This window comes from Paenibacillus sp. sgz302191 (genome assembly GCF_057749925.1).
Genome location: NZ_JBYLHY010000024.1, coordinates 1 through 14,757, shown reverse-complemented (window position 1 = coordinate 14,757; position 14,757 = coordinate 1). Strand labels below are relative to the sequence as shown.

At 52.4% G+C, this 14,757-nt stretch carries 11 protein-coding genes; 10 read left to right on the top strand and 1 reads right to left on the bottom strand.

Going from position 1 to position 14,757, the window contains the following annotated elements; all coding sequences use genetic code 11:
- Positions 1–119: 119 nt before the first annotated feature.
- From AC3G2T_RS27180 to AC3G2T_RS27140, 9 genes are all read left to right on the top strand, one after another.
- Positions 120–1,928 carry a sensor histidine kinase gene (locus AC3G2T_RS27180; RefSeq protein ID WP_488437553.1) on the top strand — a complete coding sequence of 603 codons (1,809 nt, stop codon included), beginning with the start codon at positions 120–122 and terminating at the stop codon, positions 1,926–1,928.
- A complete protein-coding gene (locus AC3G2T_RS27175; RefSeq protein WP_488437552.1) occupies positions 1,921–3,531 on the top strand; it encodes a response regulator transcription factor in 1,611 nt (536 codons plus the stop codon). Before AC3G2T_RS27180 ends, AC3G2T_RS27175 begins: the two co-directional genes overlap by 8 nt.
- Before the next feature lie 88 nt (positions 3,532–3,619).
- On the top strand, positions 3,620–4,537 hold the full coding sequence (locus AC3G2T_RS27170; protein WP_474683124.1) for a carbohydrate ABC transporter permease: 918 nt from the start codon (positions 3,620–3,622) through the stop codon (positions 4,535–4,537).
- 4 nt (positions 4,538–4,541) lie between these two features.
- Positions 4,542–5,381, top strand: coding sequence for a carbohydrate ABC transporter permease (locus AC3G2T_RS27165; protein WP_488437551.1), 840 nt, complete (start codon positions 4,542–4,544; stop codon positions 5,379–5,381).
- Between the two features lie 82 nt (positions 5,382–5,463).
- Positions 5,464–6,795: an ABC transporter substrate-binding protein gene (locus AC3G2T_RS27160; protein WP_488437550.1), complete on the top strand. Its 1,332-nt coding sequence runs from the start codon at positions 5,464–5,466 to the stop codon at positions 6,793–6,795.
- Positions 6,796–6,841: 46 nt separating this feature from the next.
- On the top strand, positions 6,842–8,497 hold the full coding sequence (locus AC3G2T_RS27155) for an MGH1-like glycoside hydrolase domain-containing protein (RefSeq protein WP_488437549.1): 1,656 nt from the start codon (positions 6,842–6,844) through the stop codon (positions 8,495–8,497).
- Between the two features lie 216 nt (positions 8,498–8,713).
- On the top strand, positions 8,714–11,653 hold the full coding sequence (locus AC3G2T_RS27150) for a DUF4241 domain-containing protein (RefSeq protein ID WP_488437548.1): 2,940 nt from the start codon (positions 8,714–8,716) through the stop codon (positions 11,651–11,653).
- A gap of 84 nt (positions 11,654–11,737) precedes the next feature.
- On the top strand, positions 11,738–12,742 hold the full coding sequence (locus AC3G2T_RS27145; RefSeq protein WP_474683119.1) for a helix-turn-helix transcriptional regulator: 1,005 nt from the start codon (positions 11,738–11,740) through the stop codon (positions 12,740–12,742).
- On the top strand, positions 12,735–13,040 hold the full coding sequence (locus tag AC3G2T_RS27140; RefSeq protein WP_474683118.1) for a putative quinol monooxygenase: 306 nt from the start codon (positions 12,735–12,737) through the stop codon (positions 13,038–13,040). Before AC3G2T_RS27145 ends, AC3G2T_RS27140 begins: the two co-directional genes overlap by 8 nt.
- On the opposite strand, the gene AC3G2T_RS27135 is transcribed toward AC3G2T_RS27140, so the two are convergent.
- Complete coding sequence (locus AC3G2T_RS27135; protein ID WP_474683117.1) at positions 13,037–13,423, bottom strand: YmaF family protein; 387 nt, start codon at positions 13,421–13,423, stop codon at positions 13,037–13,039. The genes AC3G2T_RS27140 and AC3G2T_RS27135 overlap by 4 nt on opposite strands.
- Before the next feature lie 166 nt (positions 13,424–13,589).
- On the opposite strand from AC3G2T_RS27135, the gene AC3G2T_RS27130 reads away from it, so the two are divergent.
- On the top strand, positions 13,590–14,399 hold the full coding sequence (locus AC3G2T_RS27130) for a DUF2935 domain-containing protein (protein WP_474683116.1): 810 nt from the start codon (positions 13,590–13,592) through the stop codon (positions 14,397–14,399).
- Positions 14,400–14,757: the final 358 nt, after the last annotated feature.

Sequence of the window (14,757 nt, the reverse complement as noted above, 5' to 3'; positions counted from 1 at the left end):
TTGCAGTTGGACGTCTTACTGGAGGGCTTGCCCTTTTTTCTTGCATAGGCCGGTTGACAAATTCCGATCCCCGGGTTTTATATGGATGTAACAAATCATCACGCAAACAGAGGGGGGACTTGCTCATTTTCTACTCGCTCAAAAGCCGGTTGATCGTTATTTTCATCGTTTTGCTGCTCGTTTCGTTGGGGACGATGTCGTATTTGTTTTTTACGGAATCCCGTTCGACCATCCGCTCGTATATTGAGTCGTCCGCGTTCGAAAAAATGGACGAATACGGGTCGTTCGTCAGCATGGCACTCGCGCAAATATACGATGTTTCTTCGATTGTGTTCAATAGCAGCACGACGAAAAATTGGGACACTGCGCTGTCCGACCCCGCTTTGCCTGACGGCGAGAAAATGCTGGCGAACATTCATTTAAGCCAGTTTTTGACGCAGACGGTGAACAATTATTCGATTGTGTCGTCGATCACGTTGTACCGGCAGGAGGGAATGTGGGTTTCGGAAGATAACCAGATCATGAACGAGGCTGCTTTCAAGAGCGATCCATGGTATAACCGGTTCAAAGCGGAGGGAATCCAATGGGTGTCCGCTCACCAGGACCCGATTGAGGTCAGACGGGCGAAGTCTTTTGACGTAGTGAGTTTGCTGCTGCCCATCGGCACGTTCGAGCCGTCCCAATCCAAAAGCATGATGAAGATCAACGTCAAATCCGATTTTTTTCTGGAGCCGTTGAGCCGGATTCATCTTGGAGAAAAGGGCACGATTTTCCTGCTGGACCGCCAAGGAAACCCGATTTTGGGCCAGGGGGAATTTGCCGCATACCCGGAAGCTGTGAAGCAGATTGAGGCGATATCCGGCAGCCGTCTCCAGAATGGCGCGATCTCCCTGGATAATGGGCATGGCGGAACGAACATTGTAGTCTATAAAAAGCTGAAGCTGAACGATTGGCTGCTCGTCGGCATCGTGCCTGAAGCGGACTTATACGGCAAGCTGTACAAGCTTCGGACGAGCATCCTCATATTTGCCTCGCTGCTGCTTGCCGCCGCAATTGCCGCTGCGATATGGCTTTCGCACGGGATTTCCAAACCGCTCTCGCGCCTGGCGTCCGCGATGCGTTTTGTGCAGATGGGCGATTTTCACGGTGCAGAGAATCGGATCCCCGAAGAAGCAAAAGTCCGCAACGAAGTTGGCTATGTGACGACGACGTTCAGGAACATGCTGATACGGCTGCGGCATCATATCAAGACGGAGTTCGAACTGAAGCTGCTGCGGCAGCAAGCGGAATACAAAGCGCTGCTTATGCAAATTAATCCTCATTTTCTGTTTAACACGTTGGAATTGCTGAGCAGCCTGGCTATGCAGCATCGCACGCAGGATACGGTGAGAGTCATCGAATCGCTGGGAAAAATGATGCGCTTCTCGTTGAAAATCAGCGACGATCTCATCCCGTTGGAAGAGGAGTTGACCTATGTCCGCCATTATGTATCCATTTTGCAAGTGCGCTTTGCCGACCGGCTTCATATTCGGATTGAGCAGGACGAACCGGCGGGACCGTGCGTCATCCCCAAATTCATTTTGCAGCCTTTAATCGAAAATGCGGTGAAGTACAGCTTTGCGGAGCAGGCGGCAGCGAACGTCGTCGTCCGGGTAAGGCGGGATCGCAACCGGCTCCTTCTTGCCGTTGCGGATAACGGCCCCGGAATCGCTGCAGAATTGGCGCAGCAGCTGCGGGCGGAATCGTCGGCTTCGCAATTCGAGCACGTTTTGAACAGCCGGTCGCAGCAGATCGGACTGCGCAATGTGCTGGCCAGATGCCAGCTGTACTATGGGGCGCTGTTTGCTTTTGAAATCGATTCGGCGCCGCAGCAAGGAACCTGCATAACGATCATGCTGCCGCTGCAAGGAGGAAAGACAGATGTATAGTGTGCTCATCGTCGATGACGAACCCGAAATACGGCAAGGATTGCGGCTCAAGGTCGATTGGGCGAGCTTGGGGCTGCGCATCGCGGGCGAGGCGGGGAATGGGGAGGAAGCCATAGACTCTCTGGCTGATCATCCGGTTGATATCGTCATTACCGATATGAATATGCCGGTGATGAATGGCGTCTCGTTTTTGGAAGCTTGCCATGAACGCTATCCCGCGCTGCGGCTCATTGTCATTACGGGCTATGAAGATTTTCAATATGCCAAGGCGGCTGTCCGCAATCACGTGAGGGACTATTTGCTAAAGCCCGTCGCACAGGGCGAGCTGAAGGAGGCGCTGCTCAAGGTCGTCCGCGAGCTTGACGAGCAGCGCAGTGAGCGCGATCAGCAAGCCGTGATGCAGTGGCGGCTATCGCAGTATTACAAAGAAATGAAAGAACATTTTATCGTGCATTTGGTCAAAGAAGAGTGGGAGCGGGAAGCGGCGGTCAAGGAAAGGGCGAAGATGTTCCAACTGGACGACTGGGAGGAGCGGCAGGTCCGGTTCCTAACGGCAGGTTTGCCGGAACGCGCGGATGATGCCGGGCAGCCTGGGCGCACGCCGGACAAGCTGCGGCTTCCCTTTGAAATGGTATGCCGGGAAGTGGCGGAAACTTCGCAGCATCCGTGTCAAGTATTCCGCGACGGGAATTATGCGGGTTTGATGCATGTTATCGTCGTGATGTCCGAGACGGATCTGGATATGTTCGTCGAAGCTCTCAGCAGCGCGGTGAGCGAACATTTGGGCTTCCGGCCGGAGATCGCCGCCGGCAAGCCGGTCGCAGGCTTAAGAGAGTGGAAGGCCGGTTACTTGTCTTCGCTGTTGGCATGGAATTTGAAAGGCGATAAAGAGCCGCAAGCCATGCATATGCCACCTGCGACGGAGGCCGCCCTTTCGGAAGAAACGGCGAAGGTTATGCGGCTTTACCTAGCCAGAGGCGAGCTTGCCGCTTTTGAGCAGGCCGCGGCCAAAGAGCTGAATGAAGCTTTCGCCGCTTCGCAAGCGAAATTCGTGAAACTCATTTTCCAGCTGTATCTTATGCTGGATGCCGCGGCCTATTCCGCCGGTATCGCCCTGGACAGCGGAGAGCAGCTGTGGATTCGCCCCGAGCAAGTATGGGGGCTCGATACCCCTGCCAAAGCGCAGCTGTTTCTTAACAAGCTGGCGCATAAAATCGTGCGCGGCCCGGAAACTGGTCCCGGCCAGTCGGAGCAATCCATCATCCAGGCCGCCAAGCAATTCATTGAGGACAACTATATGTACGATATCAATTTGAACATGCTTGCCGAACGCTTTAATTACAATTCATCGTATTTTTCCGAAATGTTCAAGTCCAAGGCCGGGAAGACGTTCATCCGGTATGTGACCGATGTCCGCATGGCCAAAGCTGTGCAGCTGCTGGATGAAACAATGCTCAACTTATGGGACATCGCGGAACTGGCCGGCTTTTCGAATGCCAGTTACTTCAGTTCGAAATTTAAGCGGTTGTACGGAATGCCGCCTTCCGACTATCGTCTGCGCAAACAATCTGAAAAATTTAATAATCAAGAGCCGAAAAAATAACATTCAAAGCAGCGCTGCGAATCCTTATGATGATGGTACAAACGATGAATCTTCATCGAAACGATCACGAAAGGAGGAGGGCGCTCTTTTGACATCATTAGGCAAAACGGCTCTTTCACGGCAAAATCGTACAGCTTATTTGTTTTTGCTGCCATGGCTGGCCGGTTTTTTCTGCTTGACGCTGGGGCCCATGCTGGGCTCCTTGTATCTCTCCATGACGAAATTCAATTTATTGAATGCGCCCAAATGGCTGGGGCTGGACAATTATGCGCAAATTTTTAAGGAAGACGATTCCTTTTATCACTCAATGGGAGTTACTTTCCAGTACGCATTATTGTCCGTCCCGCTCAAACTTGTTTTCGCGCTGGGGGTAGCTTTGGCGCTGAACAAAGGGATTCGTGCGCTTGGCGTTTACCGGACCGTTTATTACATCCCGTCCTTGCTTGGCGGCAGCGTTGCCATTGCCGTCGTATGGAGGAAAATATTCGACGGCGACGGTCTGTTCAATCAATTGCTGAGCCGGTTCGGCATTCAGGGACCGGCCTGGGCGGCGCATCCGGACTACATCATGTCGACGATCATTGCGTTGTCGGTCTGGCAGTTCGGGTCGGCGATGGTCATTTTTCTGGCCGGGCTGAAGCAGGTGCCTGCCGATCTGTATGAAGCATCGCAAGTGGACGGTGCGGGCAAAGTGCGGCAGTTTTTTCAAATTACGCTTCCGCTGTTGTCTCCGGTCATTTTTTTCAACCTGGTGATGAGCATTATCAATTCGTTTCAAGTGTTCACACCCGGTTATATCATCGGAGACGGTCGCGGGGGACCTCTGAATTCGACTTTATTTTACACCTTGTATTTGTATCTGAAAGGGTTTTCTTTTTTCGATATGGGCTACGCCTCGGCGCTTGCCTGGATTATGCTCGTCGTGATCGGTGCGCTGACAGCCGTCGTGTTCGTTACGTCGAAGTATTGGGTGTTTTATGGCGACGGCAAGGATGAGAGGGGATAGCCGGATGATTGTACATACGAACTACGCCAAACTGTTGAAGCATCTGCTGATTATCTCTTTCGGCCTGCTCATGCTCTATCCCGTCTTATGGCTGCTCAGCAGTTCCTTTAAGCCGAATCAGTTGATTTTCTCGGATACGAGCCTGTGGCCCAAACAAATGACGCTCGTCAATTACGCGAACGGATGGAAAGGGCTGCAGGGCACGACCTTCGCCCGGTTTTTTCTGAATTCCGCGCAAATTTCGGTGCTTTCCGTCCTGGGCAACATCGTCACGTGCTCGTTTGCCGCCTATGCGTTTTCGCGCCTCCATTTCAGATTGAAAAAGCTTTGGTTCAGCCTTATGCTGGTGACGATCATGCTTCCGTACCACGTAACGCTCGTTCCGCAGTATATCATTTACAACAAGTTCGAATGGATCAACACGTATTTGCCGCTCATCGTTCCCAAATGGCTGGCGCACGACTCGTTCTTCATTTTGCTCATGGTTCAGTTCATCCGGGGAATTCCGAAGGAATTGGACGAAAGCGCGACGATCGACGGCTGCGGGCACGGCCAAATTTATTTTCGCATCATCATGCCGCTGCTTGTTCCGGCTTTAATTACGACGGCCATCTTTACGTTCATTTGGACGTGGGACGATTTTTTCTCGCAGATGATTTATCTCAATAACATTAAACTGTTTACGGTCCAGCTCGGGATTCGCTCTTTATTCGATCCGTCCGGCGAGTCCGATTGGGGGGCGCTGCTCGCCATGTCCGTGCTGTCGCTCGTGCCGATCATGACGATTTTCTTTACTTGCCAGAAGTACTTTCTGGAGGGCATTGCAACTACAGGACTGAAATAGTCCGCAAAAAGTACCGGGTCAACCGACGATTTGCAGCTATTTTGTAAGCGATTACCATAACGAACTTAGGGGGAGACTTTCTATGAAAAAAGGTTTGGCATTGACAACGATAGCCATGTTGATGGCCGTTATGGCCGCTTGCTCATCTGGCACCGGAGCCGGGAGCGGAGGCACAGGCAGCGCTCCAAGCACAGCCAAAGAACTGTCCAAAGCGCAACAGATAGAGCTGAGAATGATGTGGTGGGGCGACCAGAAGCGGGCGGACCGCACCAACGAAGCGCTGCGCAAATTCGAGGAGAAATATCCGAATATTAAAGTTGTCGGCGAATTCGCGCCCAGCTCCGGTTATTTCGACAAACTGAACACGCAGCTGGCTTCCGGCACGGCGCCCGACGTGTTTTTCCTGGGAGGCAATGTCGTCGATTACGCGAATAAAAACGTTCTGCTCGAACTGGACCCCTATGTCGGCAAAGAGCTTGATTTAACCGATATGGACAAATCGATGATTCAATACGGCACGCTCAAAGGAAAGCTGCTTCACATCTCCGCCGGAGCGAATGCGCGCGGCATCGTCGTCAATACGGAACTGTTCAAGAAAGCGGGCATTCCCGTTCCGCAGGATGGCTGGTCCTGGGATGATTACGGCCGCATCAGCAAGGAAATAACGGATAAGCTGGGCAAAGATATATACGGTACGTACAATTTTACGGTTGACGGCATGGACATTTACCTGAAGCAAAGAGGCAAGCAGCTTTACGATATGGAGAACGCCAAACTCGGCTTCGAGCAAAAAGATGCGGAAGAATGGTTCGCCTTATGGGAGAACATGTCGAAAGCGGGCGGCGTCGTACCGCCGGCCGTGCAGGTGTCCAATCCGCCGTCGGATACGAGCAAATCGCTCGTTGTGACAGGCAAAGTGGCTATGAGCCTGCTCGCTTCGAACCAGTTGGGCGCTCATCAAAATTTGACGCAGGACAAACTGACGCTCATCCAACTGCCCCGCGGGCCGAAAGGAACCGGCGTTGTGTTCGAATCGAGCCAAGGGCTGTCCGGCTACGCGAAAACGAAGCATCCGAAGGAAGCCGCCATGCTGATGAACTATTGGATCAATGATCCCGATGCGGCGAAAATTCTCGGCAACGACCGCGGCATTCCCGTCACTTCCAAAATGCGGGATCTTCTGAAAAAAGACGCCAACCCGGTGGAGCAAATCATCTACGATTACACGAACCGCGTTTCGGCGGCGACGAACAAAGAGCCGTTTGCCATCAGTTACAACCCTCCTGGCTTTACGGAATATACGAAATTGATCGAAACAACTGTACAGGAAATCGGATTCGGCAAAAAAGACGTGAAAAAGGGCGTTGAAGATTTTTACGCCGGGGCGACTAAAATTTTCAACAATAATAAATGACAAAAAGCCGCAACGGCAATACGACACACGGCTGGAGGACAAATGGATGAGAGAAGCAATGCTGCGCAAGCTGCGCGAGGTTCGAACGGAGGCGCGGATCGGCACTTTGAAAAAGCCGTCAGATGGTCCGGTTCTCGCCGAATGGCTGCACTCGGGAGTGAAATTTGCAGCTTCTTCCGGAAAATTGGAAGACGTCTATTACGAAGCGCTGCGCAAACTGCTCGATTGCATAGTGCCGACAGGCGGCGAAAAGCCCGTTTTGCACGAAGGGGGCATTTATTTGGGCTGCTGGCTGGAAAGCACAGGGACGATCAACGCCGAGCTGCTGTCGCGTTTCATACCGTCGGTATCCCGGTCGACCTATGAATTGTTCGCCGATTATCAGCGCGAGGACGGTTTAATGCCTTATAAGCTGACGGCGAATGGGCCGTCCTACAGGCAAATTCAGCTCGTAACGCCGCTGGCTAGAAGCGTATGGAACCATTACCGGTTGCATGGCGGGGACCGGCCGTTTTTGCGAAAAATGTACAAAGCGATGCAGCGTTATGACGAGTGGCTGTCCACATATCGCAATACGCGCGGAACGAACGGGGTGGAGGCGTTTTGTACGTTTGATACGGGCCATGACTTGTCGCCGCGCTTTTGGCACGTGCCGGATACTCCGCATGACAACGATGCAAGGTTGTGCAACCCGGATTCTCCTATCCTGCCTTTCGTGGCCCCTGATTTAACGGCCCATGTATACTGCCAGCGGCTTTATTTGGCGCGGATGGCGGAAGAGCTGGGGGAGAGCGGCGAGATCTGGCGGGAAAAGGCCGAACAAAGCCTGGACAGCTTGTTCCGGTATTGCTTCGATGAGGCGGACGGCTTCTTTTATGATCTCGATAAGAACGATAACCTGGTGCGCGTGCAATCCGACGTCCTTCTGCGTGTGCTTGCTTGCGAAGTGGGGGACCGGGCGTTCTTTGATCAGGCTCTGCGCCGCTATTTGTTGAATACGCGGAAATTTTTTGCCAAATATCCGTTTACGTCCATTGCGATGGACGACCCGCGCTTTGACCCTTTTTCCAGTTACAACAGCTGGGGAGGCCCGTCCAACTTCCTCAGCCTGATCCGCGCACCGTACGCTTTTGAGCATCATGGCCGTTTTGTGGAGTTGACCTATGTGATATATCCGCTTATGGCCGCTTTTCATAAAATGACGCGGTTTTCCCAAGCGGTAAGCCCGTGGACCGGCGAGGAAGGGTTTACGGAAGCGTATTCGCCCGCCATTCTGTGTGTGCTGGACTATGTGGAGCGGCTGAGCGGAATTATGCCCAGACCGGAAGACGAGCTTTGGTTTACCGGGCTGCTGCCTTACGCGGTCGATCACGGTGAGGAGATTGCGAACGGGACCGCTTACAGCCGTATCGTGGATGGAGCCGTATTTGAATTGGTCAACACGCGCGAACAAAGTACGGTTTATCGAAACGGCGAGCTGATTTTGGAGTTTCCGAACGGCTTGAGAGCGGTAACGGACCGGCAAGGAACGTTAAAATCGCTGATCGGCATGAGCGTGCGAACGGTGGAAGGAACTGTCGTTTACGAAGGCTGCGAGCGGCATGTAACGGTAAAAGGAAATGAGATCGCCGATATCGGCAACGGTCTTGAAATAAACAAACGCGCCGTTTACCCGGGCATTATCGCACCCTCATATGGCTAGGAGGACGGAAGGCTCACCGTATTATTGAGGACGCAGGGGCTGTCCCTTCAGCAGTGTTCGATGCTGGCGGGCAAGCCCTTTTTGCATTCGGGAGTCGGCCGGATGTACTAGGGCAAAAGCAACTATGACATTTGTTTCGTTCATGGTAGGATGAATACGCAGAGAAACGGAATCAGGCGTAGCCATGTATCCAAATCAGCGTGGAGGTACCGGACTATGAATATTAACCATCAAATTGTTCCGCTGCTGCAGCTGAAGGACAAGCTGCCAAGCGACAGCTGGAATTTTGCCCGGATCGAGCGGGGTAGGGAAGGGTTGGAAAACGAGATCGCCGTTTATTTTTCGGGGGATACCCGTCTGGAGAGCTTGAATCTGGACGAGCCGTTCGGCGACGAACGGATAGGACTCATCCTGATAGACGGCAATCTTATCGTAGACAATTACATTTACAACGAAAATACGGACGGCGCTGCCGGACTGATCGTGAACGGGCAGCTTTCCGCACGGAACATGCTTGTGGGCGGTCAAGAAATTTATGTGAGCGGCAGCCTGACGGTGCAGGAGCTGTTCTGGGGAGACTACAATCACGGCGATCTTACCGTAAAAGGAGACGTGAGCGCCGCAGTCTTTGCCGAAACGGACGAGTATCACGTGAACATCGCGGGATCGCTGAATTGTACGCAGCATATAACGCAATGGGATAGTCGCGGGGATTGGCAGGACCTGGATAGTGAAATGCTGGAGAGGTGGCTGGCCGAGGAACTGTATGACGAGGATGACGGCGAATGCATGCTGATCCGCAGCAGCGAAGTGCTGCAACTGCTGGAAGCCGGGAAGCCGCTGCTGAAAAAACAAACCGGCGAACCTCCGCTTCAGCCCGAATCTTATTTGCAGAAGCTGCGAGCGGCAGTTACCGTGCAAGCGATCGAAGAGATTTTGGCTTTCCCGATCGTTCATGAGAAGTATTACGACTATTACGATTTGGACAAGGGCGGTTATTGGCACGGGAATCTGTTTTTCGGCTTCCGCCTGCCGGAACAAGGCCGAACGGCCCGGCTCGTTGTAGGGGAAGAGTTCGCGGGCGCAAACGATGAGGAAGATTTCCGCTTTTTCCATTACGATATCGCCGTGAACGAACAGGGAGAAAAAATGGTCGGCCTATACTCCCAGGAAGGCAACGGATATGAAAAGCCGCTGAAGCCGCTATCTACCGATGATTTGAATGAGCTGAAAAAGGCTTTGCGCTATTTCGAGCGCCTCGTCGCGAGGGTTCGGTACGATAACAAAGGGTACGTGCAGGAGAGAGATCGGGAGCTTGCCGAAAGCGCGGCGCTTTCGTTGAGCAAGGAACAGTTTATGCAAGCACTCGCGCAGCAGGAGGACCTGCTCACACAGACATGCACGCTTCTTGGACATACGTTCCGTCTGATTACGGTCAAGCAGGCGGACAATCTGCTGAACGGCATCGAACATCCCCGTCACGACGCCATTTTGTACGATGTTCTTAACGACGCCTGGCTGCATGGCATGGATGAGAAGCCGGTTTATTTCCTGCTGTCCGAAGAAAGCGCGCATCTGGAGCGGCTGGATATGACGCAGCTGGCCGAGGAGGCGGACCGGCTTCATTTTACGATTGCGGGTTACATATTTGCCGCGAATTTGACGGTGGATGGCTTTATCGAAGCTTACGATATCGATTATTCGCCGCCTCTGGTCGTATTGGGCGATCTGACCGCAAGGCACATCGCTTTATGGGGCACCACCTTTTATGTAGGCGGGAATGTAAGCTGCGAATGCTTGTACGGATTTTACAATCACGGCGAGTTGATCGTGGCCGGTCAATTGGCGGCCGGCGCCGTTATTGCCCGTGACTTTGATGTGCATATCGGGCAAATCCGCAGCAATGTGCTCATCTCCGACGATCATATTTACGGTATCGACGAGCTCAGGGATGAGGACGGAGGGATTATCGAGCGCTGGACGCTGTACCCGTCGACACACCTCGCCAAGGACGTCCTGCGTGACGAACTGGTTGCGGCGAGTGCCGGAACGGACGGCCTATGGCCGGATCAGAGCCTGCTTCTGCGCTGGTTTGACGAAGGAAAATCGGTGATCGATCAGGACAAGCTGCAGCAAACTTATGCGTCTTTTGCCGAGGAGCTTCCGGCTGCGTTTGACGAGATTTTCCGCGATGGCGTCGGGAGTCCTGAAGGCGAGAGCCTGTACAAAATCAAACTGGACGATGCGGGGAGCTGCTTCTACTACCAGAGCCACGAACCGGAGTGGAGGCAGGTCGGGTTCATGGACGGCACGTACTTTTACAGCCTGCGGGTCGTTTGGTACTTGCAAGAGAACCGGTGGCAGCTATTGTACGATGTCCATAACGAGCAGTGGGAGCTGCTGTGCCAATTCGAGACCGCTCCGGAAAACGAATATACGTCAACGCTGGCGGTGAAAAAAAGGTTCCGCGAAGCTTTGCAAGCTCTGCGGTACGAGCGAAGCAGGTCGGCGTTGGTGAATCGGCCGGAAGACAAGCTGCTTGACGTCCTGAGAACGGGGGAAAGCCATCCCGATGTTCGGCAAGTCGTGCGGTTGCCTGACTTGTATGTGCCTTCCGGCAGCATAGTGGCCGCCGATCCGCTCGCGAATGCGGAAAGGCCGGCTTTTACCCGCCGGACGCCTGTCGGGACGTTCCCGGTCTATTTATATATCGACCGTCAGTACGGCCGTGTTTGCTGCGCTGAAATCCGCTTCTCCGAAGAGGAGATAGCGGCTTGGGAGCTGGCGCTGCTTCCCGGGCAAGATGTCCGCCAATTAAAGCCCGGCGAAATATTCGGGTATCCGGTCGATGCCGGACTGGGCTGCTTCATGGACGCGGAGAGCGCGCAGCAATTAATGGCGCACGAGCGGGAATTGGCGGCAGAGCTGGACGGCGAATATGACAACTATTACGACGATTACCTCAGCGAGCTGCTGGAAGGCGATGAAGCGGTAAGCCCGGATTACTGCAATGTTGTCCCTTTTCCGGAAAAACCGCACAATGCCGCCGTATTCAGATCGGGCTGGGGCGACGGGTTCTATGCTTCCTACTTCGCGCTGAACGAACACGGGCAAGTGGTCCGCCTTGTAACGGATTTCCCCTGCTTAGGGGAGTAGAAGAAAATTATAATCACTGACCGAATGTGTCAGTGATTATTTTGTATACTACTATTATGCGAATAACAGAAAGGTAGCGTTGCAATGTCAAAAGCGGACAATATGCTGTCCATTTTATGGCTGCTCCGGTCCGGCAAGCGAATGACCGCCCAACAGCTGGCAGACGAGTTGGAAATCCATATTCGAACCGTATACCGCAGCATCGATTCGTTATGTGCCAGCGGTGCGCCAATCATTGCTGACTCGGGTCCGGGCGGCGGCTATCAATTGCTCGACCATTTTACCGACGCCCCGCTGATGTTCGATGTCGAGGAGCAGAAGGCGCTGATGCATGCATCGGTTTTTGCCAGGGAGGCCGGATATCCGTTTACGGAGGCGCTGAACCGGGCGGTTGACAAACTGAAACGTTATGCGAACGACAAGCAGCTCGATCAAATGGAGCGGCATAGCGCGGGGATTTCAGTCATTCACCCGCCGGTCGACGGGAAGCTGCAGGTTCTGCTTCAAGTGCTGGAGGAGGCGACAGCTCGCGGGGAAGCGGTGGAGATGAAGTACTTTAGCGGCAAGCAAGAAACGCCGGGCACGCGCGAGTTCGAGCCTTACGGACTCATACATTGGAAAGGAAGCTGGTATTCCGTAGGCTATTGCTGCCTTCGGCGGGAGCTGCGCAGCTTTCGTGCAGACCGCATCGCCGCTTTGAAACCAACCGGCCGTCATTTCGAGCGGCCCGATCATTTTTCCGCGAAAGATTTCCTTATGAGCAGCCTGCTGCCCGGTTCCATGGATGCCGGCTCTCTTGTAACCGTGCGCATTCGAGGGCATGAACTTGCGCTGAACGAACTGGTCCGGCATTGGTTGTTTGGCCATACGCTGGCCGAACGCAGCGGCGGAGAAGCCGTATTCCGGTTAGGCAGCGACTCGTTGAAAACTTACGTGCCTTATTTTCTGCTCCCATACGGAAAATCGCTGACCATTCTCGAACCGGATTTTCTCATAGCGAAAATGACGGAAATAAGCTCTGAAATTGTGGCGCATTATAAAAAGATGCAATCGGAAATCATTCCTAAAAGAGGTGGCGACTATGAATAATTTCGCAATGTATGCTAAAATAACGGCCCATCCGGGGCAAAGGGACGCGCTTGTGCAAATTTTGCTCGAAGGAGCCGAACTGATGAACGCGATAGAGGGCTGCGCGCTTTATATCGTTAACGAATCGGAGGACGATCCGAATGTCGTATGGGTAACGGAATTGTGGGGAAGCTCGGAAGCCCATGACGCTTCCCTCCGCAATGAGGGAGTATTGGCGCTCTTGCAGCGCGGCAGGCCTTTGATCGCGGGAGCGGAGCCTATCAAGCTGCGTCCTGTCGGAGGCAAAGGCATTTCTTAAGCTTGATGGCCGGTAGCTCCCTGGTAATGATGCACATGAGGCCTCCTTCCATTTAGGGTTGTATACCCTTCAAAATAATGATAATGACCGCCGCCGGGAATGTCGATCGCCGGACCCGTTACACCGTGAATCGTGTGAGTGTGACCTTGATTGACTGACGTCATGGTATGGTATCTGTGCACGTGCGGAACTCCGGTTAGAGCCGGCTCGGTTACGCCGGCATATTGATGGACATGCCCGTCATCATAAGAAGTAACGCCGGAATAAGGGTGTACATGATAAACGGGCCGACCGTCCCAAGATGTAATATAAAGTCCATGAGCATGTTCGTTTCCTGATTCGTTGGAATGAACGACAAAACCCTCCACTGGTATTCTTTTCAAATTAGCAGCTCCTTTGCAAATTTTTTTTATATATTATGTTGGATATTGGCCGTATGGAATATCGTTTCATCAAAATTCCCATGCGTTTTTCAATTTATGGTAATGAAGCCAAACATCCTGATCATATATAAAAGTAAACAGAAAGGAAGCTAATGGAGGGCTGCTCATGAGTGATGGATTTGTCGGTCGATCTTTGGATGAAATCCGTTTTTGGTCCCGGATTATGAAGGAACATTCGTTTTTCTTGAGCTTGGGATTTCGCCAAGAGGATACTCAACTCATCCAGGAGGCTCACCATTTTTATCATATTTTTGAAGGAATTGAAGCGCAGTCGCATGCTTTGGATGAACATACGGATCCGACGACGATCCTGCAGTTTAATACGGAAGTACATACGGCTGCATCGCATATATGGGCTTTTAAAAGAAAAATATTGGGGCTTATCCTAACCTGCCAACTGCCGGGGCAAACGAATTTTCCGCTATTGGTGGATCATACCAGCCGGGAAGCGAATTATTTCCGCAATCGGCTGGAAGAATTAAACCAAGGCAATCTTGAACCGCTGCAAGATGCCATTATTGATGAAAATGTGTTCTTCCTGCGGATCATGGCCGACCATGCGAAGTTCATCGGCCACTTGTTGGATCCGTCCGAGCGAAAACTTGTCGATCAAGCCCGCGATTTTAGCCATGATTTCGATCAATTATTGTTTCAAGCCAGGGATTTATCCTCCATGCGGCCTCAGTCCCAGACAGATCCATTGTTAAACCAATTCCTTGATCAGAACAGGGTATCCGTAAAATCTTTGCGCGATTTCAAAAAGACGGCCAGAGATTTAATCGACCAATGTAAAATAAAAAGCATTATTCATCCGCTATTGGCGGATCATGTATTCCGCGAGGCGGAGCGGTTTTTGGAAATAATTGAGATGTTTGAAAGGTCGTTAGCAGGGGAAAGCATTGCCGGCGGCAAGTAAAAGCGTTAGAAAAGAAGAGCTATGCTTAGGCTTGGTACACCCTTCGGTAGAAGGGTTTCTTTTTTTGCCCAAAAAACGTCCCCGGCGGGTTGGTAAACAGAAAACCTGCGAAAGTGCAGGCTGCCCAAAAACCCCCACGTTAGAGGAGATAGCCATAATCTGCCCGTCTGCACGAAGAAAACCTGCAAAAATACATGAATTTGCGCCCGTGATCGCTGTACACGAAGAATTCCTGCAAAAACCCCATGACGTCGTGGACGTCACCCCACAGAATGAAAATAATTCAGGTCTACAGCTCCAGTTTCAAGCTTGAAAAGCGTAAGAACTGGAAACGATGAAACTAACAAACCAAAGGACG

Excerpts from the sequence above, each read along its gene's own strand:
- AC3G2T_RS27175 (WP_488437552.1), top strand. The coding sequence starts at position 1,921 with ATGTATAGTGTGCTCATCGTCGATGACGAACCCGAAATACGGCAAGGA.
- AC3G2T_RS27165 (WP_488437551.1), top strand. The coding sequence starts at position 4,542 with ATGATTGTACATACGAACTACGCCAAACTGTTGAAGCATCTGCTGATT.
- AC3G2T_RS27160 (WP_488437550.1), top strand. The coding sequence starts at position 5,464 with ATGAAAAAAGGTTTGGCATTGACAACGATAGCCATGTTGATGGCCGTT.
- AC3G2T_RS27155 (WP_488437549.1), top strand. The coding sequence starts at position 6,842 with ATGAGAGAAGCAATGCTGCGCAAGCTGCGCGAGGTTCGAACGGAGGCG.
- AC3G2T_RS27150 (WP_488437548.1), top strand. The coding sequence starts at position 8,714 with ATGAATATTAACCATCAAATTGTTCCGCTGCTGCAGCTGAAGGACAAG.
- AC3G2T_RS27145 (WP_474683119.1), top strand. The coding sequence starts at position 11,738 with ATGTCAAAAGCGGACAATATGCTGTCCATTTTATGGCTGCTCCGGTCC.
- AC3G2T_RS27140 (WP_474683118.1), top strand. The coding sequence starts at position 12,735 with ATGAATAATTTCGCAATGTATGCTAAAATAACGGCCCATCCGGGGCAA.
- AC3G2T_RS27130 (WP_474683116.1), top strand. The coding sequence starts at position 13,590 with ATGAGTGATGGATTTGTCGGTCGATCTTTGGATGAAATCCGTTTTTGG.